Genomic DNA, 23,848 nt, shown 5'->3' with positions numbered 1-23,848 from the left:
AATCAACAAGGCCAAGCGCCAGATGGATTGCTCTTTTGAAAATACTCCCGCCGGAGGCGTCACGGCTGCCCAAAGCCCACACAGACCCGGTCTGCGGCGGCAGCGCGGCCGAGAGGGGGCTCGATGCCCCCCGAGGCCGCCCCTGTTTCAGATCACGCAGTCTTCAGATCAGGAGGGGCCAACCAGCGCAAAACTTGCCCCGGTTGGGTCCGTGCAATGGATGATCAGCGCGCCGCCGGGGACTTCTGCGGGGTCGTGCAACACTTGGCCACCGGCGGCTTTCACCGCCTCGACCGCCGCATTGACCGAGGCTGTGCCAAAATAGACCGTCCAGGCGGCGGGGCCTCCACTGCCAGCCTCGTTGAAAATGCCGCCGATGTCTTGGCCGTCGCGGTTGATCACGGTGTAGACCATGTCAGGGCCCATCGGCATCGCGCGAGTCTGCGCCCAACCGAACAGCGCGCCGTAAAACGCAAGCGCTGCGGCGGTGTCGGGTGTTGCCAGATCGTGCCAATTGCCATGACCGGATTTCTGCTGATTGAACGCATCGCCCGCGGTGCCATCTGCCATCGGCTGCGGTTGCAGGATGCCAAACACCGCGCCCTGTGGATCAATCAGCACCGAGAACCGACCCGTGCCGGGAATATCGGTGGGCGGCACAACAACAGTTGCCCCCAAGGCTTTGGCTTTCTCGGCAGTGGCATCGGCGTCATCGACGGCGGTGTAGCTGGTCCAAGCCACGGGCATGCCGGGATCTGGGGCAAACAAGCCCGCGACCATGGCGCCATCGACCGAAGCCAACAGATAGGTCATGCCGGGCATGCCGCTATCTGCCCAATTCCAGCCCAGAATTTTTGCGTAAAAGGCTTTTGCGGAGTCGATGTCGTTGCTGGCAAGTTCATACCAGCAGGGCAGGCCGTGGGTTGACATGGGAACCTCCATTGATTGTTTGATATCAATGTAATTCCACGACTGCCTTCGGCGCAACGAAAATTCGCTGAACAAGCGGGCCTTGGCTGATAAGGGCGGCTGATAACAGGGCAGATCGGGGGGCGGCTGATCAGACGGCGCGATCCAGCCGTGTTGACAGATGAATCAGGCTTTCGCTGGATTTCACCCCGGTCAGCGCGCCGATCTGGTCCAACACCTGATCCAGCAATTGCGTGTTAGAGGCCGCCACTTGCAGCAAAAGATCAAAGCGCCCCGAGGTGGTGAACACCCGCTCGACCTCGCCAATGCTTTTCAGCCGGGTCAGGATGCCCGCCTGCGAGCGCGGCTCGATGGTCAGCAGCACAGAGGCGCGCAACCGCCCTTGCCGCGCGGCCTCGCCCAGTTTCAGCGTGTAACCGGCGATCACGCCAGAGGTCTCTAACCGCTCCAGCCGCGCCTGAATGGTCGAGCGTGCAACCTTCAACCGCCGCGCCAAAGTGGCCACCGACATGCGTGCATCCGCCCCCAGCAGGGTCAGAATGTTGCGATCCAGTTCATCCATGCAATCTGTATCCTTTTTTCGTCATAATAACGAAGAAATCCGGCAGTTATATAGTTTTGTTCGATGAAGTTGTACCTCATATGCGACATCCTACGTTGCAGGAAAAGGGCGGCTCATACGCACCTGGCCTGGTTGGAAAACCTTGCTGGTGCCCTGAGCAACCGCCGCCCTTGAAAGGCAGCGAAGGGGACTCGCATCTTGTTGGCAGAAAGGAATACGCCGATGGGACTGTCCAAGACAATCTGGACCAATCCGACCGAATATCTGCGCAATCAGCAGCCGGAAAATCCGGTTCTGTTTTTTGCTCCGCAGGCTGTGCAAGCGGTTGCCCGTAAATTTCTCGATGGTTTTCCGGGCCTTGTGACCTATGCGGTCAAGTCGAACCCCGGGGAAGAAGTCATCGAGAATTTGATCGCCGCTGGCGTCAAAGGCTTTGACTGCGCCTCGCCGTTTGAGATCGACCTGATCCGGCGCCTGGCCCCGGATGCGGCCATCCATTACAACAACCCGGTGCGCTCGCGCAGCGAGATCGCGCATGCGGTGGCCAGAAACGTGAAGTCCTATTCGGTTGATTCGCATAGCGAATTGGCCAAGCTGATCGAAATGGTTCCGGTTGAGAACTGCGAGATCTCGGTGCGCTTCAAGCTGCCGGTGGCAGGGGCTGCCTATAACTTCGGGGCAAAGTTTGGCGCGACCGAAGATGTTGCGGTGGAGTTGCTGAAAACCGTGGCGGCGGCGGGCTATATTGCCTCGATCACCTTCCATCCCGGCACGCAATGCACCGATCCGGCGGCTTGGGCTTCGTATATCCGCGAAGCTGCGGTGATTGCGCAGCGCGCGGGCGTGAAGATTGCGCGGCTGAATGTCGGCGGCGGCTTTCCGAACCACCGTGCTGTGGGCGTGGAGCCGCAATTGGAGGCTACTTTTGCCACCATTGACCGCGTTGCGACCGAGGCTTTTGGGGCAGAGCGCCCACTGCTGATCTGCGAGCCGGGCCGCGCGATGTGCGGCGATGCTTTCACGCTGGCGGCCCGCGTCAAGGCCGTGCGCGATGATATGCATGTGTTCCTGAACGACGGGGTTTATGGCTCGCTGTTTGAGTTGGGGCAGATCGGGATCATCGACCGTATCGCGGTGATCTCGCCAGAGGGTGTGCGCCGCACCGGGGCTATCCTGCCGCGGATCTGCTTTGGCCCGACCTGCGATTCGGTTGACCGTCTGCCCGGCGATGTGCCGTTCCCAGCGGATATTGCCGAGGGCGATTTTGTCATCGTGCATGGCATGGGGGCTTATTCGACGGTGACCAACAGCCGTTTCAATGGCTTTGGTGAGTTGGGCATGGTGACGGTGCTGTCACAAAAGCTTTAACTTCGCCGCAATCCCGCTAACCTAGGCTCTCGGCAGGGAAACTTGCCGAGAGCTTTTGTTTTTTCGGGTCACAGGAGGCGGACGCTGTCGCTGTTCAGTCGGATCAAGAATTGGTGGCAGGGTCAGCCGCAGGTTGAGACAGAGCCCGCAGCGCCGCCGCCGCCGGGCCGCAAGCGCGGCGTGGTTGATCATGTGATCATTCTGGACGGCACTCTGTCGACTTTGTCAGAGGGGCAAGAGGGCAATTGTGGTTTGATTTACAAGCTGTTGACCAGCGCCGGACGATCAGCGCACCGTCGGGTGTATTACGAGCAAGGGCTGCAATGGGAAGGCTGGCGGCACGGGATGAACCTTGTGCAGGGGCGGGGCATCAACCGTCAGATCCGCCGCGCCTATGGTTGGCTTGCCAGTCACTACCGCGAGGGCGACCGGATTTACCTGATCGGCTATTCGCGCGGGGCGTTTGCGGTGCGGTCTTTGGCGGGGGTGATTGACCGGGTGGGGCTGCTGAAACGCGAACATGCGACAGAGCGCGGCGTGACTTTGGCCTATCGGCATTATCAGAATGATGGCGATTCGCGCAGCAGTCGGGCGTTTTCGCACAGATTTTGCCATATCGAAGCGCCGATCCAGATGGTTGGGGTGTTTGACACGGTAAAGGCTTTGGGCTTGCGTCTGCCGCTGTTGTGGATGCTGACCGAACAGCAGCATCAGTTTCACAACCACACGCTTGGCAGCTCGATCCGACATGGATTTCACGCATTGGCGCTGCACGAGACCCGCGCCGTGTTCGAACCTGTGCTGTGGGACTGTCCGCCCGGCTGGGAGCGTGATGTGCAGCAGATGTGGTTTCGCGGCGCGCATGGCGATGTTGGTGGCATGATTGGCAACGACAAGGCGGCGCGGCCCTTGGCGAATATCCCGCTGGTTTGGATGCTGGAGCAGGCCGAATTGACCGGATTGACCCTGCCTGACGATTGGCGGGCGCGGTTTCCCTGTGATGCCAACGCGCCGATGGTGGGCACGTTGCGCGGCTGGGGGATGTGGTTTTTGCTGCGCCGCAAGCGGGTGGTCGGGCGGGATCCTTCCGAATCCGTGCATCCTTCGGCGCAGCAAGCGGCGCGGGCTGGCTGGCTGCCATGGCCGCTGGCGCGCGGGCGTTAAGGGGTTTGACTTTGCGTCTGACGCCGTGATCTCCTAGCTTTGCCGCAAATCAAGGAGAGTTTGATGCGCAATGTGACGGTCGCTGCCACGCAATTTGCCTGCAGCTGGGATCTGCCCGACAATCTGGACCGGGCCGAGGCGATGATCCGGGATGCCGCAGCGCAAGGCGCGCAAGTGGTTCTGATTCAAGAGCTTTTTGCAGCACCTTATTTTTGCATCGAACAATTGCCGCAGTATTTCTCTTTGGCGGCTCCGATGCAGGGGCATCCGCTGATCGCGCGGTTTGCGGATCTGGCGCGCGAGTTGGGTGTGGTGCTGCCCTGTTCGTATTTTGAGAAAGCCGGGCAGGCCTATTTCAATTCGGTGGCGATGATTGATGCGGGGGGCCGTGTGCTGGGGAACTACCGCAAAACCCATATTCCGCAGGGGCCGGGCTATGAGGAGAAGTTCTATTTCTCGCCCGGCGATACCGGTTATCGGGTGTGGGAAACGGCGGCGGGCAAGATTGGCGTCGGGATTTGCTGGGATCAGTGGTTCCCGGAATGTGCGCGCGCGATGGCACTGATGGGGGCGGAACTGCTACTGTATCCGACCGCGATCGGGTCAGAACCGCCCAGCCCCGGCTATGACAGCCAGCCGCATTGGGAGATGTGTATGCGCGGTCATGCGGGCAGCAATATCATGCCGGTGATTGCCTCTAACCGGATCGGGCGCGAAGTGGCTCCAGGCGGGCGCGAGGTCACGTTTTACGGCAGCAGTTTCATCGCCGATCACACCGGGCAGCTGGTGGCCAAGGCAGGACGCGCGGCCGAGGAAGTGCTGACGGCGACGTTTGATCTGGATGCGATTGCGGATTTGCGCAGCAGCTGGGGGCTGTTCCGCGATCGGCGACCCGAAACCTACGCCGCCGTCGCAACATTGGATGGATCAGCCTAGCTGAGCGTAAAGCCAGACAAGGCCCATCAGAATGGGCTGGTGGACAAGGTAGATTACCAAGCTGTGTTGCCCGGGCCAGCTGGCGATTTTCACCCATGCGCCGGAAGGCTTGCCCGCAAGTGCCGCCCAAAGCCCGGTTTGGCTGCCGATTTTGCCGAGTGCGATGCCAGCCAGAACTGCGCCGAACCACGGGAAAATCGGTTCAAAATCCATCGTCGTGGCAGGGTCGAGGGCGAGGCCGATGAAGCGCAACAGCGGTGCGTTCAGGGCTTGGCTGTGCCATGCGTAGCTGCCGTAGACGAACACGGCGGCAAGGGCGGCAGTGACGACTGCGGGCAGGCGCAGGGTGATCAGGCCAAGCAAGCTGTAAAGCGCTATGGCGTGTAAGATTCCGAAATATATGTAGAAATCTGGCATGGCTGCGCGGGTGGCGAGGCTGACCAGCAGGGCTGCCCCGGCGATTTTGGCAAACCTGCGCCAGAACGCGGGCCAGCGGATGCCTTGGCCATGCGCAAGCCAGAGGCCAATGCCAGACAGCAAAAGGAAGCTGCCCGCCACAATGCGGGCATGATAATAGAAGGTCGGGGTTTGCGCATATTCGTAGGGGATCAGCCCGAACATCAGCAGATCATAGCTGACATGAAATGCGATCATGCCCAGGAGGGCAAGGCTGCGAGCAAGGTCGAGCAGCGGAATACGGGTTTGCGGCATGTGCCCTCTCAGATTTCGGGCGAAGGTCGCAGTTTGGTCGCAAAGGTGCAAGGGCGGCCGAAGCCGCCCTTTTCACAGATCAGCGATGCTTTACATCAATGTAATCGCGCTGCTTTTCGCCGACATAAAGCTGACGTGGGCGGCCGATTTTCTGGTTTTTCTCGGCGATCATCTCTTTCCATTGCGCGATCCAGCCGACGGTGCGCGAAATCGCAAAGATCGGCGTGAACATCGAGGTCGGGAAGCCCATCGCATCAAGGATGATGCCGGAATAGAAATCGACGTTCGGATACAGCTTTTTCGAGATGAAATAATCATCCGACAAGGCGATGCGTTCCAGTTCCTTGGCGACTTGCAGCGTCGGGTTGTTGTGGATGCCCAAAAGCTCCAACACCTCATCCGCCGATTCCTTCATCACCGTCGCGCGCGGATCGAAGTTTTTATAGACGCGGTGGCCAAAGCCCATCAGGCGGAAGCCCGAATTCTTGTCCTTTGCCTTGGCGATATATTCCGGGATGCGGTCAACCGTGCCAATTTCGCGCAGCATTTCCAGACAAGCCTGATTTGCACCGCCATGCGCCGGCCCCCAAAGGCAAGCAATGCCAGCGGCGATACACGCGAACGGATTGGCGCCCGAAGATCCGGCCAGACGCACGGTCGAGGTGGAGGCGTTCTGTTCGTGATCGGCGTGCAGCATCATGATCCGGTCCATCGCTTTGGCGAGGATCGGGTTCACCACGTAATCTTCCGCCGGAACCGCAAAGCACATGTTCAGGAAGTTGCCCGAGTAGGACAAGGAATTCTTCGGATAAACAAAGGGTTGGCCGACAGAGTATTTGTAAGCCATCGCGGCAATCGTGGGCAGTTTGGCAATCATACGGATGGCGGCAACCTCGCGCTGCCATTCATCGTTGATATCCAAGCTGTCGTGATAAAAGGCCGACATTGCCCCCACCACGCCCACCATGGTCGCCATCGGATGCGCGTCACGCCGGAAACCACGGAAGAAGTTGTGCATCTGTTCATGCACCATGGTGTGATTCGTCACGCGATGCTCAAAATCAGCCAATTGCGCGGCATTTGGCAGCTCACCATACAAAAGCAGGTAGCACATTTCGAGATAGGTGGATTTGTTGGCCAACTGCTCGATCGGGTAGCCACGGTGCAAAAGCTCGCCCTTATCGCCGTCGATAAAGGTGATCGCACTTTCGCAGGCCGCCGTCGAGGTGAAGCCGGGATCGAAGGTAAAGACATCGGCTTGGTCATAAAGCTTACGGATATCAACAACATCCGGGCCCAAAGTCGGCGAATATACCGGAAGGTCGTAGGATTTTCCGTCAAGATTAAGCGTAGCGGTCTTGGTCTGTTCAGCCATCTTTCGTCCCCCAATATAAGCCAGCCCAACGGCAGTGGGCGGCCTTGCGTTCCGGTGTGGCAGGGGGAGGGCGGATCAGGCCGCCGCATCCTCTAGCCGGGCAATCGTTTCGTCCTGACCGATGACAAGCATCATGTCATACACACTTGGCGTCGCAGTGCGCCCCGCCAAAGCCGCGCGCAGGGGGGCGGCAAGTTTGCCAAACCCGATCCCGTTTTCTGCGGCTGCATGGTTAAGGATCGGCTCCAACGCGTCCTTTGTCCAGCTAACATTTCGCAGCTGCGGCGTCAATGTTTTCAGTATACCACGGGATACCGTATCCAGCGACTTGGCCGAAGCCTCATCGGGTTGAACCGGGCGTGAAATCAATGAAAAATGAGCCTTTTCAAGCAATTCTGGGAATGTCTTAGCGCGATCTTTCACGCAGTATAGTGCAGATTTCAACAGCGCGCTCTGCGTTTCTGTCAAGGCTGGCTTGCCCGCAGCAACCAGATAGGCGGTCAATTCATGCAGCAGCGCAGCATCATCCGCCATTGCGATATGATGGCCGCAGGTATTTTCCAGTTTCTTGAAATCCAAACGGGCCGGCGCGCGGCCAATGCCGCCCAGATCGAACATCTCTAGCGCCTGCTCGGTGGTGAAAATCTCGGCATCGCCATGCGCCCAGCCAAGGCGGGTGAGATAGTTGCGCATCCCCGCCGCCGGATAGCCCATCGCCTGATATTCCTCGACCCCGGTGGCGCCGTGGCGTTTCGACAGCTTTTTGCCATCAGGGCCATGAATCAGCGGGATATGCGCCCAGGTTGGAATCTCCCACCCCATCGCATCGTAAATCATCTGCTGGCGCGCGGCGTTGTTCAGATGGTCGTCCCCCCGGATAACATGGGTGACGCCCATATCATGATCATCGACCACCACGGCCAACATATAGGTAGGTGTCGCATCAGAACGTAAACAAATCATATCATCGAGGCTGGAATTCTGGATCACGACGCGGCCTTGCACGGTGTCGTTGATGATCGTCTCACCGGTGCGCGGGGCTTTCATTCGGATCACGAAGGGCGCATCGGGGAAGGTGGCAGGATCGGCGTCGCGCCACGGGCTTTGGAACAGGGCGTAAGAGCCGCGCGCTTCGGCCTCGGCCCGAAAGATTGCGATTTCTTCTTGCGTGCTGAAGCACTTATAGGCGGTTCCGCGCGCCATCATTTCGCGCGCAACCTCGGCGTGACGGTCTTTGCGGGCGAACTGGCTGACGGGTTCGCCATCCCAATCAAGCCCCAGCCAAGTCAGGCCGCGCAGGATGGCAGCGGTGGCCTCGGGGGTGGAACGCTCGCGGTCGGTATCCTCGATCCGCAGCAGGAATTTGCCACCACGGCCGCGCGCATAGAGCCAGTTGAACAGCGCGGTGCGCCCGCCGCCGATATGCAGATAGCCGGTGGGCGAGGGCGCAAAGCGGGTGACAATTGGGCGGGCTTCAGAGTGGCTTGATTCGGAGGAGCGGGGCATCGGCGTTAACCTTTCGGAAACCTTATCGGCAATAGGATCGCGGCAGCTTTAGGCAAATGCGGGGGGCAAAACAAGGTGGCGGCGCTGACGGGCATCCTGCTTAGGCCGCTGTTGGCGCTGCAAGAGGCGCGTGGGCGGCTCTTTGCCTGGGTGCCGGTGTTTTTGGGCTGTGGCATCGCGATCTGGTTTGGCTTGCCGTTCGAGCCTGCGCTGCCGTTCTATGGCGGCTGTCTGACGGGGATCGCCGCGATGATTGTGCTGCATCGCGTGGGGCCCGAGCTTGCGCATCCGGTGCTGGTGGTGCTGGGCTGTGTGCTGGTTGGCATTGTCGCGGCGGGCTTGCGCGCGCATCTGGTGGCGGCACCCATGCTAGAGCATCGCTATTATGGAGCTGTGCAAGGCCGGTTGATCACTGTGGACCGATCACGCTCTGATGCGTTGCGCGTCACGCTGGATCGGGTGGTGCTGCAGGATCTGGACCCGGCCAAGACACCGCGTTTAGTCAGAATATCACTGCGAGGACAAGAGGTTAGCCTTGATCCGGGGCAGGTGATTCTGCTGACTGCCTCGCTGGCAGCCCCTGACGGGCCTACCGAGCCGGGTGGCTTCGATTTTCGGCGGATGGCCTATTTCCAGCAGTTGGGTGCGGTTGGCTACAGCCGCAGCCCGGTGTTGTTGTGGGAAGCGCCTGCGCCGGGCACGCAGGTGATCAACCGTTTGCGCAGCGATCTGACCCGCGCGATGATCGCGGCAGTGCCGTCCGAGGCGGGGGCATTTGCGACCGGAGCGATGACCGGCGACCGCTCGGCGATTTCGCTGGATACCGTGCAGGCTTTGCGCGATTCGAACCTTGCGCATTTGCTGGCGATTTCGGGGATGAATATGGCGTTCATCACTGCTTTTGTCTTCGCTTTGGTGCGCTATGGTCTGGCGCTGGTGCCGCCGGTGGCATTGCGGGTCAATTCGAAAAAAGTGGCGGCGCTGGCGGCCTTTGCGGTGGCGTTGTTCTATCTGATGCTCTCGGGCGCCAATGTGGCGACGGTGCGGGCCTTTTTGATGGTTTGCGTCATGTTGGGGGCCGTGCTGTTTGACCGCCGCGGGCTTTCGATGCGCTCGGTGGCCTTGTCGGCGATGATCTTGCTGTTGGCGCAACCCGAAAGCTTGCTTGAGCCGGGGTTTCAGCTGTCTTTTGCGGCAACAGTGGCACTGATCGCGGGGTTTTCGGCGCTGGACCGGCAGATCCTGCGCGAGAGACTGCCGCGCTGGCTGATGCCGGTGTTCACTTTGGTGCTGACTTCGCTGCTGGCGGGGGTGGCGACGGCGCCGTTTGCCGCCGCGACCTTCAACCGCTTTACCGATTACGGGCTGCTCGCCAACCTGCTGACGGTGCCAATGATGTCGGTGCTGATGGCGGCGGGTGCGGTGGCCGCCCTTTTGGCACCGATCGGGCTGGCCGCCCCCGCGCTTTGGGTGATGGAGCAAGCGGGGGCTTGGATCTTGTTTGTCGCGCACTGGGTTGCCGGGCTTGAGGGTGCTGTGACCCCGATCATCCGGCCGGGGCCTTGGGTGATGCCGCTGATCACTTTGGCAAGCATTTGGGTGGTGCTTTGGCGCGGGCCTGCGCGTTGGGCGGGGCTTGCGCCGATCATGCTTGCGGTTGGCCTTTGGGTGTTTGCGATGCGCGCGCCTTTGTTGATTTCCAGCGATGGCGTGCTGGTGGGGCTGCTGGGTACTGAAGGCCGGGCGCTGTCGGCGGCACAGGGTGCTGGGTTTTCGGCGGAGAGCTGGTTGCAGGGCGATGGTGATTTATCTTTGCAAACAGAGGCTTACCAACGCACAGGATTTAGCGGCCCAAAGGGCGCACGGGTGTTTGCGATAGACGGCTGGCGCGGCATTGCGCTAGGCGGAAAAGTGGGTGCACAGGCATTTTCCGCGGCCTGCGCGCAGGCTGATCTGGTGATTATGCCTGCGGCGATAGCCCCGGTCGAGTCGGGTGCTGCCGGTTGTATCGTGATCGGGCGGAAAATGCTGGATCAAACCGGGTCATTGGCTGTGTCGGTTCAACAGGGGCGACTTACCCTTACACCCACACGCGACACCCAACGGATCTGGATGGCACAAAAGCCGATCTGGCAAGACCGCAGCTTTGCCAAACCAAACGCAAAGCTTGCGCATCAATAACTTAGGATCAGTAGCTGCGGATCAGCCCGACAAGACGACCCTGCACCTTCACCATGTGATCTGGAAAGACACGGGTTTCATAGGCGGGGTTGGCTGCTTCCAGCGCGATCATATTGCCACGACGGCGGAACCGCTTCAGCGTGGCTTCAGCATCTTCGACCAAAGCGACGATGATATCGCCATTCTCTGCAGTGATCTGTTCGCGGATCACCACGATGTCGCCATCGTTGATGCCCGCCTCGATCATCGAATCGCCCTTCACCTCGAGCGCGTAATGCGAGCCATTGCCCGAAAGCATCGAGCCCGGCACTGCAACGTGATGGGAAATATGGGAAATAGCCTCAATCGGGACACCTGCGGCGATGCGGCCCATCACAGGCAGTTCCATCGCGTAGACGGCCGCAATCGGCATCGCGTTGCGCGGCGGGTCTACTTTGTCGCCCTTGATCAACTTGGGCGAGAAGCCCGGTTTTTCCATAGCGTCGGGCAGCTTCAGAATTTCCAACGCGCGGGCGCGGTGCGCGAGGCGGCGGATGAAACCACGTTCTTCCAAGGCGGTGATCAAGCGATGGATGCCGGATTTGGAGCGTAAATCCAGCGCATCTTTCATTTCATCGAAAGACGGCGGAACACCGTCCTTATCCATACGGGTTTTGATGAAATCCAAGAGTTCCAGTTGCTTACGCGTCAGCATGCCCCAGCCCTTATGCAGATGTTGTTGCTATGTTCTGCCCGTGTTCTTGCTTTGTGTCAAGCGCTTTGGCGCGGCAAGTTAAATTGGGATGTAGTTTACCACCTCACCAGCACTGCGCGGACCGTCGCCCAAAGGGCGGATCAGAAGGGCGTTGGCTTCGGTCAGAATGGTTAACAGGGCGGAATCCTGTCGCGCAAAGGCGGTGATTGTGGGCTGGCCCGCCTCAATCGAAAGCCGCGCGCGCATGTAGTGATCGCGCGGGCCGTTGGCGGGCTGATCGCTGCCCAAGCGCGCAGTCAGAACCTGCGGCTCCGGCGCAAGGCCGAGCATGGCTTTGAGCATTGGCACCATGAACAGATGGCCGCAGACTATGGCGGAAACCGGGTTTCCGGGCAGGCCAAGCATCGGGATTCCCAACACTTTCCCGGCCATCAGCGGCTTTCCGGGCCGCATGGCGATTTGCCAGAACGCACGTTCCAGCCCCAGATCCGCGGCGACTTTACCGACCAGATCATGGTCGCCGACGCTGGCACCGCCCACGGTGACGATCAGATCGCAGCCTTCGGTCAGCGCGAAAACTGTGCGCAAAGAGGCCTCTGAGTCGCGCGCGATCGGCAGCATCCGGGCCTCGCCACCCGCAGCTTCGACCATGGCGGCAAGCGCGAAAGTGTTCGAGGCGATGATCTGATCCGGGGCGGCCGTCTCGCCGGGCATCACCAACTCGTCACCCGAGGCCATCAGGGCGACGATGGGACGGCGGCGGACGCTGATTTCGGGCACGTTCATCGCAGCCAGTAAGGCAAGGTCGTTCGGACGCAGCAGACGTGGCGACAGCGCTTGACCAAAGGTGAAATCCTGACCGCGCGGGCGAATGTTGTCGCCGGGCTTGGCAGTGGTGGTCAGGGTGATCTGGTCGCCGTCACGGCGGATGTCTTCTTGAATGGCAATGCTGGCGGCACCTTCGGGTAGCGGCGCGCCAGTGAAGATACGGATGGCCTGATCGGCTTGGATCGCGCCCGCAAAGCCGTGGCCTGCGCCTGCTTCGCCGATCACGGTGAAAGTCTCACCGGGGCCAGCGCTGCGGCCCAAAGCGTAGCCGTCCATCGCCGAGGCCGCGAACGGCGGCTGGGTCATTTGCGACACGGCCGCGCTGGCCATGACACGGTTATTGGCGCGGCGCAGCGGCACAGTTTCGGTCGTCGTCTGCTGGACGAGGGCAAGGCAGCGGGCAAGGGCATCTGCAACCGATATCATAGCTTTGCCTCGTAACGACCTGATTTTCCGCCATCTTTCAGGATCAGCTGGATGCTTTCGATCGACATGGATTTCTCAACCGCCTTGACCATATCGTAAATTGTCAGGCAGGCTATGGTGACGGCGGTCAGCGCCTCCATCTCGACGCCGGTCTGGCCGCCGGTCTTGACGGTCGCCTCGACCACGATGCCGGGCAGGCTGGTGTCGGTGGTCAGATCGAGCGAGACTTTGGTGATCGGCAGAGGATGGCAGAGCGGGATCAGATCGGCGGTTTTCTTTGCAGCCATAATGCCTGCAAGCCGGGCCACGCCCAGAACATCGCCCTTTTTGGCACGGCCTTCGCTGATCAGCGCCAAGGTTTCCGCCGACATCCGCACCGCCCCGCGCGCAACGGCGATCCGCGCCGTCACGGGCTTGTCCGAGACATCAACCATATGGGCGCGGCCTTGGTCGTCGAAATGCGACAGGCCAGTTTTGGCTTGGGTCATGCGCCCGCCTCGGAGGACAAGGGCTGCGCGAGGATGGCTTTGGTGGCGGCGGTGACATCGGCCTGACGCATCAGGGCCTCGCCAATCAGGAAGCAGCGCGCACCATAGGCGGCCACATCCGACAGATCGGCGGGGGTGAATAGCCCCGATTCCGAGATGATCAGACGATCTTCCGGCACATAGCGGGCAAGCTGACGGGTGGTGTCCAGAGTCACATCAAACGTGTGCAGATTGCGGTTGTTGATGCCCATCAGAGGCGATTTTAGCAGGCAGGCACGGTCCAATTCGGCGCGGTCGTGGACTTCGAGCAGCACGTCCATGCCTTGCTCAAACGCGGCGGCTTCCAACTCGGCCGCTTGGGCGTCTGACAGCGATGCCATGATGATCAGGATGCAATCGGCGTGCAAAGCGCGGGCTTCGACGATCTGATATGTGTCGTAGATGAAATCCTTGCGCAGACAGGGCAGGCGGGTGGCCCCGGAAGCCGCGGTCAGAAACGCGTCGTCGCCCTGAAAGCTGGGGGTGTCGGTCAGCACCGACAGGCAGGTGGCGCCACCGGCCTCGTAGGCTTGCGCCAGCTCGGCAGGATGGAAATCGGCGCGGATCAAGCCCTTGGAAGGGCTGGCTTTTTTGATCTCGGCAATCAGGCCATAGCCCGAGATCGCGGCATCCGACAGCGCTTTGGCAAAGCCACGCGGGGCAGGCGCAGCACGGGCGGCTTGTTCAAGATCAGCCAGCGGGCGGCTGGCTTTGCGGGCTGCGATTTCTTCCAGTTTATAGGCTTTGATGCGGTCTAGGATCGTGGTCATGGCAGGCCCTTCTTGTCTGTCTGGATCGCGTTCGGGCCCGATCAGACCACCGCGCTGATGCGAGCCCCCCATTGCGGCGGGGGCCGCGCGTTAGAGGTTGGTCAGACGCTTCAGCGCCTCAATTTTGCTGCGTGCAGCGCCCGAGTCGATGGAAACCTGTGCCATTTCAACGCCTTCGCGCAAGGATGCCGCTTTGTCGGCGACAACCAGGGCGGCTGCAGCATTCAGCAGCACAGCGTCCCGAAACCCGCCCTTGGCACCATCCAACAGGGCGCGAAAGGCGACGGCGTTTTCCGCGGGCGTGCCGCCCTGGATCGCCTCGAACGGATAGACCTGTAGGCCGGCATCCTCGGGGTGCAGGGTGAATTCGCGCACAGCCCCGTTTTCCAGCGCAGCGACGGCGGTAGGGGCGGCGATTGAGATTTCATCCGAGCCATCGCCGCCATGCACCAGCCATGCCTTTTCCGACCCCAAAGCCAGCAGGGTTTCGGCCATCGGGCGGATCAACGCGGGCGAAAACGCGCCGGTCAGTTGGCGTTTGACGCCAGCCGGATTGGTCAGTGGGCCAAGGATGTTGAAAATCGTGCGGGTGCCAAGTTCGGCGCGCACCGGCATGACATGGCGGGTGGCCGGGTGGTGCATCGGCGCCATCATAAAGCCAATGCCGGCCTCATTCAGGCAGTTTTCCACCACTTCCGGGCCGACCATGACGTTCAGACCCATCTCTGTCAGCGCATCGGCGGCCCCGGATTTCGACGACAGATTGCGGTTGCCGTGCTTGGCCACCACAACCCCCGCGCCCGCGACCACAAAAGCCGTAGCGGTCGAGATATTCAACGTGCCTTTGCCATCGCCACCGGTGCCGACGATGTCGATGGACCCACTGGGCGCGCGCACGGCGTTGCATTTGCTGCGCATCACGCTTGCGGCGGCGGCATATTCATCGACAGTTTCGCCGCGCACCCGCAGCGCCATCAAAAAGCCGCCGACTTGCGCCGGAGTGGCTGCCCCGTCAAACAACGCGCCGAAGGCGGCTTCGGCTTCGGGGCGGGTCAGCGGGCGGCTGGCGGCAATGCCGATCAGCGGTTTGAGAATATCGCTCATGCCGGAACACGCGCGCGGGCGGCATCAAGGAAATTGCGCAGCAGCTGATGGCCATGCTCGGATGCGATGGATTCAGGGTGAAATTGCACGCCCTCGATCAGTTTTTCTTTGTGGCGCAGACCCATGATGGTGCCATCCTCCAGCCATGCGGTGACTTCCAGGCAGTCGGGCAGGGTATCTTTCTCGACCACCAAAGAATGATAGCGGGTGGCTGCAAAGGGTGAGGGCAGGTCGCGGAACATGCCGCCGCCGTGATGATGCATCGCCCCCATTTTGCCATGCACGATTTCATGGCAGCGGATCACGCGACCGCCAAACGCCTCACCAATCGTCTGATGGCCAAGGCAAACGCCCAAAAGCGGCACATCGGCCATTGCGGCGGCTTTGGTCAGTGGAATACAGATCCCGGCGCTGGCGGGATCACAGGGGCCGGGCGACAACACGATCAATTCGGGCCGCAGCGACAGCGCTTCCTGCACCGACATCGCATCATTGCGCACCACGCGCACATCCGCGCCCAATTCGCCCAAGTAATGCACGAGGTTGTAGGTAAAGCTGTCGTAGTTGTCGATAAGCAGGAGCATCTTGCAAGGTCCGGACGGAAAAGGGATGAAGGCGGCGGCGGTTTTGGTTTATAGAGAGCCAAAGCAAGCGAAGGCCCCCGGTTGGACAGATCGGTATAGATGGGCTTAGCGGTGAAGGGGCGTCAAGGGCAAGTGGCGTCTAATAGCAGGTGGAGGCGGTTGTGATCCGGAATTTCGTAACAGGTATCGTCGTGGGCGGCGTGGTCGCGGGCTTGGGGCTTGCGGTTGTGTCGCAATTGGCACCGATGCCGCCCGCTGGCGCAGGCGCTGACTCGGAGACCGCAACCGTGGCTGAGGTGGTGGTGGTCGCGCCAACGCCGATCGCACCCGCAGTTGAAATCGAGCCTGAGGCAAGTTCCACACCAGCCACCACACCTGCGCAGCCTGCGGCAGATCCTGGAATGGAAGCCACCACCGATGCCCCGTCTGCCACGGAGCCGTCCGCGCCAAAAGCACCCGAAACGGTAGCAACGGCTTTGCCCGAGCCCGCCGCACCTTTGCCCGAACCCGTCGCGCCTTTGGCATCGGCAGGCGCTGCCTCTGATGCGTCGACGGCTGTGCCAACAGCGGTTGTACCTGAGAACGCCGTTCCTAAAGCTGACGCAAAGACGCTGGCACCCGCTGCGAGCGCCGAGGCTCCGGCAGGGTTGAACACGCCCGGCGCGACTGACGCGGATGCGCCACAGGTTGAGGCTGGCATGGACACCGCCCCGCGCGCGGCATCTCCTGCGATGTTGCCGTCAGCCGCCGGGACGGATGCAGTGCCCGGTCAGGCCGATCTGCCACCACCCGCGCCCGCCGAGACGACCGAAACCTTGCTGACACCCGCGCCCACCGATCAGCCGGATGCGCCCGCGCTGATGGAATTGGATCCGCAACCCGAGACCGAGATCGCCGTCGAACCGATGTCCCCCGAAGGTGCGATACCTGAACAGGCCCCATTGGCGGAAGCGACCGCTGAACCGCAACCGCTGCCGAAAGTGCTGAACAGCAGCCAACCCGAGACTTTGGCCCCCAGCGCTGGCCTGACAAAATCTGTCGATGGCGTAACCGTCGGGCGTCTGCCCAGCATCGCGGCAGATGATGCTCCCGACGCAGGCACAGACCCGGCCACTGCCGCCCCGGTGGTTCCCACCGATACCACCCCGCTTGCGCAATTCGCGGCGCCCTTCACCAATGATCTCGGCAAGCCGCTGTTCGCGGTCTTGCTGGTCGACACTGGCGCAAGCGATCTGGATCGGGCCAAGTTGGCTGCGCTGCCATTTGCGGTCAGTTTTGTGATTGATCCGCTGGACCCCAATGCGGCGGCTGCCGAGGCGATCTACCGGGCGGCTGGCAAAGAGGTGGTGATGTTGGCATCCGGGATCCCTGCGGGTGCCACGGCAAGCGATCTTGAACAGACCTTTCAGGCCAATGCCGCAAGCCTGCCCGAAGCGGTGGCGGTGATGGATATCGGGGCGGCGGGCTTTCAGGATAACCGGCCGCTGGCGACAATGGTGGTGCCGCTGGTCAAGGATCAGGGACGTGGGCTGGTGACCTTTGATGCCGGGCTGAACGCGGCCGATCAGGTGGCCCGGCGTGAAGGCGTGCCCGCCGCGGTGATCTTCCGCGATCTGGATGCTGGCGGGGAAGACTCGCCACTGATCCGCCGCTATCTCGACCGCGCGGCGTTCAAGGCGGCGCAAGAGGGACGGGTTGCCGTGGTCGGCACCACCCGGCCCGAGACGATTGCCGCGCTGATGGAATGGTCACTGGAGGGGCGCGGCGCTTCGGTCGCCTTGGCCCCAATTTCGGCGGTTTTGGCTGTGCAATAGGGTGGTCCCGCATCGGGACCCTCATGATTATCTTATAAATTCAGGGCATTAAGATTTTCGCTTCAGGCTTTCTTAACCATAAACCTATAGCGCGGCATCGCTGTCGGATGCCTCCGGCGGGGATGTTTATCACAATGTGAAATCACAGAGCAGAGGTCAGATTTGCTCTTTTTGAAATACTCCCGCCGGAGGCAACCGAGGTTTGCGCCGCGCGCAACACAAGCAGGCACTTCCCCGGCAGCGCCGTCGCGTGTGGCCTCGATGGCCACCAAGACGGCACTACCGTTTGGATCAGAGGCTAAAGGTTGCCTTTGCGCACAAACAGACCCGCATCTTCGGCGGCGCGGCGCAGCGCGCGGGATTTGTTGACGGTTTCCTGATATTCCGACTCGGGGTCGCTGTCGTAGACGACGCCGCCACCCGCTTGGATATACAGGGTTTCATCCTTCAGCACGGCAGTGCGCAGGGCGATGCAGAAATCCATCTCGCCGTTGCCTGCAAAATAGCCGACGCCGCCACCATAGACGCCGCGCTTTTCCGGTTCCAACTCGTCAATGATTTCCATGGCGCGGACCTTTGGCGCGCCGGATACCGTGCCTGCGGGCAGACCAGCCAGCAGCGCCGACAGCGCGTCTTCGCCCTCAGCAATCTGGCCCACCACGTTTGAGACGATGTGCATGACGTGGGAATACCGCTCGATAATGAATTGCTCGGTCGGGCGCACGGTGCCGACTTTTGCCACCCGGCCCACATCATTGCGCCCCAGATCGAGCAGCATCAGATGCTCGGCGAGCTCTTTCTTATCCGCCAGCAGATCAAGCTCCAGCGCCTTGTCTTCTTCCGGTGTGGCCCCGCGCATGCGGGTGCCTGCGATCGGGCGCACGGTGACTTCGCCATCGCGCAGGCGGACGAGGATTTCGGGGCTGGCCCCGATCACCTGAAAGCCGCCGAAGTTGAAGAAGAACATGAACGGCGACGGGTTGGTGCGGCGCAGGCTCCGATAGAGGGCGAAGGGCGGCAAACTGAAGCTTTGCGCCCAGCGTTGGCTTGGCACGACTTGGAATATGTCACCCGCGCGGATGTAATCTTTCGCTTTTTCAACGGCTTGTTTATAGCCGTCATGGGTGAAGTTCGATCTCATCTCGCCCACGGTTGCGGCTTCGCCCAGATCGCGTGCGGCGGCAGGGGCACGGTCAAGGTCACGCAAGGCGTCCATCACCCGCTCGGCTGCTTGGGCGTAGGCGGCGCGGGCGGACAGGCCCGACGCGGCCCAAGCCGGTGCCACAAGCGTCACTTCGCCTTTCACGCCATCCAGCACAGCGACAACCGAGGGGCGCATCAGGACGGCATCGGGCAGGCCCAAGGGATCGGGGTTGATGTTCGGCAGATGCTCCACCAGCCGGATCATGTCATAGCCCAAGTAGCCGAACAGGCCCGAGGCAATCGCGGGCAGTCCTTCGGGCAGATCTACGCGGGATTCCGCGATCAGCGCGCGCATCGACACCAGCGGCGCATCGGGCAGCGGGGTGAATGCTTGCGGATCAAAGCGCGCATCGCGGTTGATCGACGCGGTGGTGCCGTGGCATTTCCAGATCAGATCGGGCTTCATGCCGACCACCGAATAGCGGCCACGCACCTCGCCACCCGTCACCGATTCCAGCATGAACGTGTCGGTGCGGGCTTCGGCCAGTTTCAGCATCAGGCTGACGGGCGTATCGAGATCAGCGGCAAGGCGGACATAAACCAATTGGTTTTTGCCCTGCAGCCACGCCTGTTCAAACGCTTCAAAAGACGGCAAGAGGTTCATGGCTGCCTCAGTTGCTGATCTGCGCGTTGACCGCGTTGATGGCGTTCTGATCCAGTGTGATGCCAGCGGCACTGGTCAAGGCGGCGGTGTAAAGCGCCATCACGTCTTCGGAAATTGCCCGACCTGCGTTCACGTCGATGGCTTCGCGCAGGGCAGTGGCGTCGGCACTAGTGGTATCGGCGGCGGTGATGCTGTTCAGTTGCACCACGGCGGCAAAGCCGGGGGCCTCGATCACGCGTAGATCATCTGGCTGCATCTGGAACACCGCTTCGACCAGCGCGGGGGGGGCGTCGTTGACGGCACCGTTCCGCTCGATCCGGGTGGTGCGCGACACGATACCAAAGCTGCCAAGGCTGGCCCCGGCCTCTACCCCGGCTTTGATGCGGGTGGCTTCATCTGACAGCGCTTTGGCAAGCGCTTCGTCACGCGCGGAGGCGGTGACTTTTTCTTTCACCTTGTCGAAAGCTACGGCGGTGGGGGGCACGGTGCTGTCGAGTTGCATCACCACAAGGCCGCCATCATCCAGCACCACGGCTTCGGCGAAATCGCCTTCGGCCATTTTGGCGGCAGCGTCGCGGAAGCCTTTATAGCCGGTGATGGCGTCGTTATCATCGGCGCCGGGAGCGAAATCAGTGGTGGCAACGCTTAGCCCTTGTTCCTTGGCGACATCAGCGAGGGTGGCCCCGCCTGCAAGCGCGTCATCGACCGCTTCGACCTTATCGGCGATGGCTTTGCGGGCGGTTTCCATTTGCTGCTCGGTCGCAAGTTCGGGCTTGGCTTGCTCAAAGCTGGTTTCTTGTGCCGAGAGGATCGCGTTCATCCGAAACAAGGCAGGGCCGATAGGGGAGGCAAACGGGCCGACCACGCCGGGGTCTTTCAGCGCGAACACCGCTTCGCCTGCGGCGGCGAGTTCGGTTTTCGACACATCGCCAAGATCAACGTCATCGAGGCTGAGATTACGCTCTTTCACCAGATCATCGAAGCTGACGCTGCCTGCGTCAATGCGGGCTTTCGCGGCGGCGGCATCGGCATCGGTGGCAAAGGCAAGGCGTTCGACCAGACGTTTTTCTGGCACCATATAGGTCGACAATTTCGAGTCGTAATCGGCTTTCAGCGCGGCCTCGTCCAGCGGCATGTCTTTGGCAAGGGTTTCCGGCAGCAGCGCGATATAGGAAATCCGTTTGGCCTCGGGGCGGGTGTAGGTTTCGATATGGCTTTGGTAATAGGCTTGCAGATCGGCGTCGCTGAGTGGCGGCATCGGCGTGGTCAGCGATTTTTCGGTCAAGCGCAGCATCGAAAAACCGCGCGTCTCGCCCGCCCAATCGGCGATGGTGTCGGTCAGGGTCTGCGGCGTGGTCAGGCCGCTGGTAATCGCAGTTTGCAACAGCTCACGCGCGGTGTCGGCGCGCAGGCCAGACTCGAAGCTGGATTCGGTCAGGTTGTTTTGGCGCAGAACGTCGCGGTAGGCGGTGCGGTCAAAGCCATCAAGGCCCTGAAAGCTGGGGATCGCCGAGACTTTGCTGGCGACGGTGGCATCGCCGACCGAAAGACCGATGCGGTCGGCCTCGTTGTCCAAAGCGGCGCGGTCCATGACTTGTTGCAGCACCTGACGGTCAAGGCCGATGGCCTGCGCCTGTTGCAGCGTGACGGGCTGGCCGATCTGTTTGGAGAATTGATCCATCGCCTGCCGCAAGGACCGGGCATAGTCGCCGACATCAATGCTGCGATCGCCGACGGTGCCGATCGAGGTCAGGTTGCCGCCAAAATTCGTGACACCAAAGCCACCCAGGCCGCCGATCAGCATGGCCATCAGCACCCATACCATGACAGAGGCGCCCCGGCGCTTTTTCTTCGGGGTGTCGTCGGACGTCTCGGATGCCTTGGCCATGGGTCTGCCTGTCTTAAAAAGGTTTGGCTAGCTGTCTAAGCGGTTGAGCCGATGGGAGCAAGGGTGGGTTGGGGGATGTGGGGCGAAGCATGGGCCTGCGGCTTACAATTCGACCTTGCAGTTGAATTCGGCTTCTATATCGGTCTGAAGCGCACGCGCCTGTGCCTGCAGGTCCGACCCAATCATATCGAGGTTTGGAATATTGCCCGAGATATTCGCCGCTTGCATCGCGGCTTGTGCCTGAGCACCAGCGCCATTTGTGATTGCCGACAAGCGCGACTGAAACGCGGTGTGCGCGGCGGCCGCTCGGGTTTTGGCTTCCATGACATCGGTGGTGATCGGGCAGTGATAGATCAGGCTGCCTTTGCCGTCTTCAGTTTCGAGCGCGATGATCAGGTGTGGGCGGTTGGTGACCCAAAAGACGACCACACCACATGCGAGGAGAGCGCCAGCCAAACTGATCTTCGTGCGCATTTTGTTTTTGGCCTCAGATTGGCAACTTGATTTAACCCTTGAACGCCGCCAGCCGTCGGAACGTCTCGGCAATGCCTGTTTGATCGACATTGGCGAAGGCGATGCGGATTTGGCGTTTTCCGGCTTCGGAGCCTGCGGGTTGGAACATCGTGCCGGGGAGCATCAGGAGGCCAGCCTCAGACACAAGGCGTTTGCAAAGCGCGTCGGAGGCGATGGGGTAGGGGTGCTCGACATAGGCGAAATAAGCGCCGCAGCCGAGCAGTTTCCAGTCGGGCAGGGCGGTGAAGCCTGCGACCATCGCGGCACGGCGCGACAGGATTTCGGCGCGTTCGCCTGCGAGCCATTGGCTTAGGTTTTGCATGCCCCAAAGTGCGCCGATCTGGCCCAACTGGCTGGGGCAGATGGCAACGGTGTCGAGGAATTTCTCAATCTGGAACAGGCGGGCGGCCGAGGCGGTGACGGCACCGACGCGGTGGCCGGTCAGACGGTATGCTTTGGAAAAGCTGTAAAGCTGGATCAGTGTGTCGTGCCAATCGGGATCGGTGAACAGATCATGCGCGCGGGTGCTGCGGCTATCGAAATCGCGGTAAGTCTCATCGACGATCAGTGCGATGCCACGGGCGCGGCAGAGGTCACGGAAGGCGGTCAACGTCTCGGACGGGTATTCGACGCCGCCGGGGTTGTTGGGGCTGACGAGGACGATGGCGCGGGTGCGGTCGGTGATCAGCGCGCCTGCTGCTTCGGGCTCGGGGATCAGGCCCGGCCCTGCGGCGAGGGGCACGGTCTTAACCCCTTGCATATCCAGCCACATTTTATGGTTGAAATACCACGGCGTCGGCAGGATCACTTCATCGCCCTTTCCCGCAAGCGTGGACATCACGGCGCAGAAGGCTTGGTTGCAGCCTTGGGTTATCGCGGTTTGGCTTTCCAGCACGGTGCCGCCGTAAGCTGCGGACCATTGTTTTGCCACCTCGGCCCGCAGGGCGGGCAGGCCCAGAACCGGGCCGTAAAGGTGGGCGTCGGGGTTGTTCAGGGCGGCATCGGCCAGCGCCTGACGCAGGCCCAACGGCGGGCTTTCGACCGGGGCTGCTTGGGAGATGTTGATCAAGGGGCGCTCTGGCGGGAAGATCACACCAGCCAGCCAACGCCGCGCCTCCATCACCGGGGGCGGGTCGGTGGCGGCCATCGCAGGATTGAGCGGGGCGGGGTCATGGGGATGGATCATCGGGCCTCCTGAGCGGCCCAGAGGGGCGCTTTGATTTTACGGCAGTGTTCACATATGCGCGGCCAAGTTCAAGCGCGAAGCCCCGGATTGCGTGCTGTGGCGTAACATCAATCACCCCGCCGCCCCGGACTTGATCCGGGGCCTCGTGGAATGGATGAGGCCCCGGATCAAGTCCGGGGCGGCGGGACGCTGGGTTAAGGCGCCGCCGTCTTGGCGGTGCGTTTGGCTTGCAGGGCTTTGTATTCCTGCCAAATCAGGGCAATCATCAGCAGATCGAAAAATGCCAGCAACAGCAGGAATGGCGAACCGGAGTGCTGAAACTCGAAAATTTGATAGATCACAAAGCCAGCCAGCACTGCCATCGCCGCAGGATAGGCCCACAGGATGCGCGCCCAAAGCATCACCACCATTGCCAGCTTCAGCCCACCATGCAGCAGAAGATACCAGCCGTAAAAGTCTTGGGTGGCGACGGGAAAGCCCTCCATCGCGCGCTGTGTCCAGGTGGCGAGGGTGTCGGTGGGACTTTCGGCAATCTGGAAATGCGTCAGCCAGTACAACAGGCGTGCAGCCGGGGCGTTGGGGGTCAAAAGCAGCGCAAGACCACAGAGAAACTCTGACGAGCACAGCAGGCCCTTGATCGCAAGGCTGGTCTCGAACAACCAATGCAGAACGTGCGCGCGGCTGGGGTGGGCAGGCGGCTTCATGCCGGAAGGTGCCTCAGGCAGGCGGTGGCGCAGATCATCGGGCGGCCTTTCAGTTCCTGCGCGATATGGCGCAACAAGGGCCGCATTTGCAAGCCCTTGGGCAGCGGGCGCGCTTTTGTGCCGCAAGAGTGATGCGTGGGGAGATGTCCTTGCAGGCCGGGCTGTTGCATTGCTCGGGGTGTGTTGGCCCCGCACAATCAGGGTTTGGCATCGCTCAAGTCGAGACCTCTGACGCCGATATCATCCTCTGACTTTGGCATTGTGATATTC

At 61.3% G+C, this 23,848-nt stretch carries 21 protein-coding genes; 5 read left to right on the top strand and 16 right to left on the bottom strand.

From position 1 onward, the window contains the following. Positions 1-168 precede the first annotated feature (168 nt). Together QQJ98_RS15175 and QQJ98_RS15170 are read right to left on the bottom strand one after the other, a co-directional pair. On the bottom strand, positions 169-930 hold the full coding sequence (locus tag QQJ98_RS15175; RefSeq protein WP_284326186.1) for a VOC family protein: 762 nt from the start codon (positions 928-930) through the stop codon (positions 169-171). A gap of 130 nt (positions 931-1,060) precedes the next feature. Then, on the bottom strand, positions 1,061-1,492 hold the full coding sequence (locus tag QQJ98_RS15170; protein ID WP_284326185.1) for an Lrp/AsnC family transcriptional regulator: 432 nt from the start codon (positions 1,490-1,492) through the stop codon (positions 1,061-1,063). 222 nt (positions 1,493-1,714) lie between these two features. Between QQJ98_RS15170 and QQJ98_RS15165 the strand changes: the two genes are divergently transcribed. The 3 genes from QQJ98_RS15165 to aguB all read left to right on the top strand — a co-directional run bounded on the left by QQJ98_RS15165 (position 1,715) and on the right by aguB (position 4,960). Beyond that, positions 1,715-2,860: a type III PLP-dependent enzyme gene (locus QQJ98_RS15165; protein WP_284326184.1), complete on the top strand. Its 1,146-nt coding sequence runs from the start codon at positions 1,715-1,717 to the stop codon at positions 2,858-2,860. Between the two features lie 84 nt (positions 2,861-2,944). After that, positions 2,945-4,024: a T6SS phospholipase effector Tle1-like catalytic domain-containing protein gene (locus tag QQJ98_RS15160; RefSeq protein WP_284326226.1), complete on the top strand. Its 1,080-nt coding sequence runs from the start codon at positions 2,945-2,947 to the stop codon at positions 4,022-4,024. 63 nt (positions 4,025-4,087) lie between these two features. Next, complete coding sequence (aguB, locus tag QQJ98_RS15155; RefSeq protein WP_284326183.1) at positions 4,088-4,960, top strand: N-carbamoylputrescine amidase; 873 nt, start codon at positions 4,088-4,090, stop codon at positions 4,958-4,960. On the opposite strand, the gene QQJ98_RS15150 is transcribed toward aguB, so the two are convergent. The 3 genes from QQJ98_RS15150 to gltX form a co-directional block, all read right to left on the bottom strand. After that, positions 4,952-5,671, bottom strand: coding sequence for a heparan-alpha-glucosaminide N-acetyltransferase (locus QQJ98_RS15150; protein WP_284326182.1), 720 nt, complete (start codon positions 5,669-5,671; stop codon positions 4,952-4,954). The two genes, aguB and QQJ98_RS15150, sit on opposite strands and share 9 nt — an antisense overlap. 79 nt (positions 5,672-5,750) lie before the next feature. Continuing rightward, positions 5,751-7,046 (bottom strand): citrate synthase, encoded by a 1,296-nt coding sequence (gene gltA, locus QQJ98_RS15145; protein WP_284326181.1) that lies wholly within the window; start codon positions 7,044-7,046, stop codon positions 5,751-5,753. A 75-nt stretch (positions 7,047-7,121) separates the two neighbouring features. Further along, positions 7,122-8,552, bottom strand: coding sequence for a glutamate--tRNA ligase (gene gltX, locus QQJ98_RS15140; RefSeq protein ID WP_284326180.1), 1,431 nt, complete (start codon positions 8,550-8,552; stop codon positions 7,122-7,124). 75 nt (positions 8,553-8,627) lie between these two features. Between gltX and QQJ98_RS15135 the strand changes: the two genes are divergently transcribed. Beyond that, the gene (locus QQJ98_RS15135; RefSeq protein WP_284326179.1) at positions 8,628-10,733 is read left to right on the top strand and encodes a ComEC/Rec2 family competence protein; all 2,106 of its coding nucleotides are present in this window, start codon (positions 8,628-8,630) and stop codon (positions 10,731-10,733) included. A gap of 7 nt (positions 10,734-10,740) precedes the next feature. Here the strand turns inward: QQJ98_RS15135 and lexA are convergent, their stop codons facing one another. The 6 genes from lexA to QQJ98_RS15105 form a co-directional block, all read right to left on the bottom strand. Beyond that, on the bottom strand, positions 10,741-11,427 hold the full coding sequence (gene lexA / locus QQJ98_RS15130) for a transcriptional repressor LexA (RefSeq protein ID WP_284326178.1): 687 nt from the start codon (positions 11,425-11,427) through the stop codon (positions 10,741-10,743). Positions 11,428-11,505: 78 nt separating this feature from the next. Next, a complete protein-coding gene (locus tag QQJ98_RS15125) occupies positions 11,506-12,681 on the bottom strand; it encodes a molybdopterin molybdotransferase MoeA (protein WP_284326177.1) in 1,176 nt (391 codons plus the stop codon). After that, positions 12,678-13,169 carry a cyclic pyranopterin monophosphate synthase MoaC gene (gene moaC / locus QQJ98_RS15120; protein WP_284326176.1) on the bottom strand — a complete coding sequence of 164 codons (492 nt, stop codon included), beginning with the start codon at positions 13,167-13,169 and terminating at the stop codon, positions 12,678-12,680. Before moaC ends, QQJ98_RS15125 begins: the two co-directional genes overlap by 4 nt. Continuing rightward, positions 13,166-13,978 (bottom strand): indole-3-glycerol phosphate synthase TrpC, encoded by an 813-nt coding sequence (trpC, locus tag QQJ98_RS15115; RefSeq protein WP_284326175.1) that lies wholly within the window; start codon positions 13,976-13,978, stop codon positions 13,166-13,168. The genes moaC and trpC overlap by 4 nt, the downstream gene beginning before the upstream one ends. A gap of 90 nt (positions 13,979-14,068) precedes the next feature. Next, a complete protein-coding gene (gene trpD, locus QQJ98_RS15110; RefSeq protein ID WP_284326174.1) occupies positions 14,069-15,082 on the bottom strand; it encodes an anthranilate phosphoribosyltransferase in 1,014 nt (337 codons plus the stop codon). Further along, the gene (locus QQJ98_RS15105; RefSeq protein WP_284326173.1) at positions 15,079-15,666 is read right to left on the bottom strand and encodes an aminodeoxychorismate/anthranilate synthase component II; all 588 of its coding nucleotides are present in this window, start codon (positions 15,664-15,666) and stop codon (positions 15,079-15,081) included. The genes trpD and QQJ98_RS15105 overlap by 4 nt, the downstream gene beginning before the upstream one ends. Positions 15,667-15,827: 161 nt before the next feature. On the opposite strand from QQJ98_RS15105, the gene QQJ98_RS15100 reads away from it, so the two are divergent. Then, positions 15,828-17,480 carry a divergent polysaccharide deacetylase family protein gene (locus QQJ98_RS15100; protein ID WP_284326172.1) on the top strand — a complete coding sequence of 551 codons (1,653 nt, stop codon included), beginning with the start codon at positions 15,828-15,830 and terminating at the stop codon, positions 17,478-17,480. A gap of 298 nt (positions 17,481-17,778) precedes the next feature. Here the strand turns inward: QQJ98_RS15100 and trpE are convergent, their stop codons facing one another. From trpE to QQJ98_RS15075, 5 genes are all read right to left on the bottom strand, one after another. Further along, the gene (gene trpE, locus QQJ98_RS15095) at positions 17,779-19,287 is read right to left on the bottom strand and encodes an anthranilate synthase component I (protein WP_284326171.1); all 1,509 of its coding nucleotides are present in this window, start codon (positions 19,285-19,287) and stop codon (positions 17,779-17,781) included. Between the two features lie 7 nt (positions 19,288-19,294). Continuing rightward, the gene (locus QQJ98_RS15090; RefSeq protein ID WP_284326170.1) at positions 19,295-21,175 is read right to left on the bottom strand and encodes a peptidylprolyl isomerase; all 1,881 of its coding nucleotides are present in this window, start codon (positions 21,173-21,175) and stop codon (positions 19,295-19,297) included. A 102-nt stretch (positions 21,176-21,277) separates the two neighbouring features. Then, positions 21,278-21,739, bottom strand: a complete 462-nt coding sequence (locus QQJ98_RS15085; protein WP_284326169.1) for a hypothetical protein — start codon at positions 21,737-21,739, stop codon at positions 21,278-21,280. Then, on the bottom strand, positions 21,681-22,874 hold the full coding sequence (locus QQJ98_RS15080) for an aminotransferase (protein WP_284326168.1): 1,194 nt from the start codon (positions 22,872-22,874) through the stop codon (positions 21,681-21,683). Before QQJ98_RS15080 ends, QQJ98_RS15085 begins: the two co-directional genes overlap by 59 nt. A 194-nt stretch (positions 22,875-23,068) precedes the next feature. After that, entirely contained in the window at positions 23,069-23,578 is a 510-nt protein-coding gene (locus tag QQJ98_RS15075) for a DUF2127 domain-containing protein (RefSeq protein ID WP_284326167.1), read from the bottom strand. Positions 23,579-23,848 lie beyond the last annotated feature (270 nt).

The organism is Cypionkella aquatica, from assembly GCF_030161095.1.
Classification (GTDB): Bacteria; Pseudomonadota; Alphaproteobacteria; order Rhodobacterales; family Rhodobacteraceae; genus Cypionkella; species Cypionkella aquatica.
Note: the sequence above shows the minus strand (reverse complement) of the source record. Positions and strands in the feature narration are given on the sequence as shown.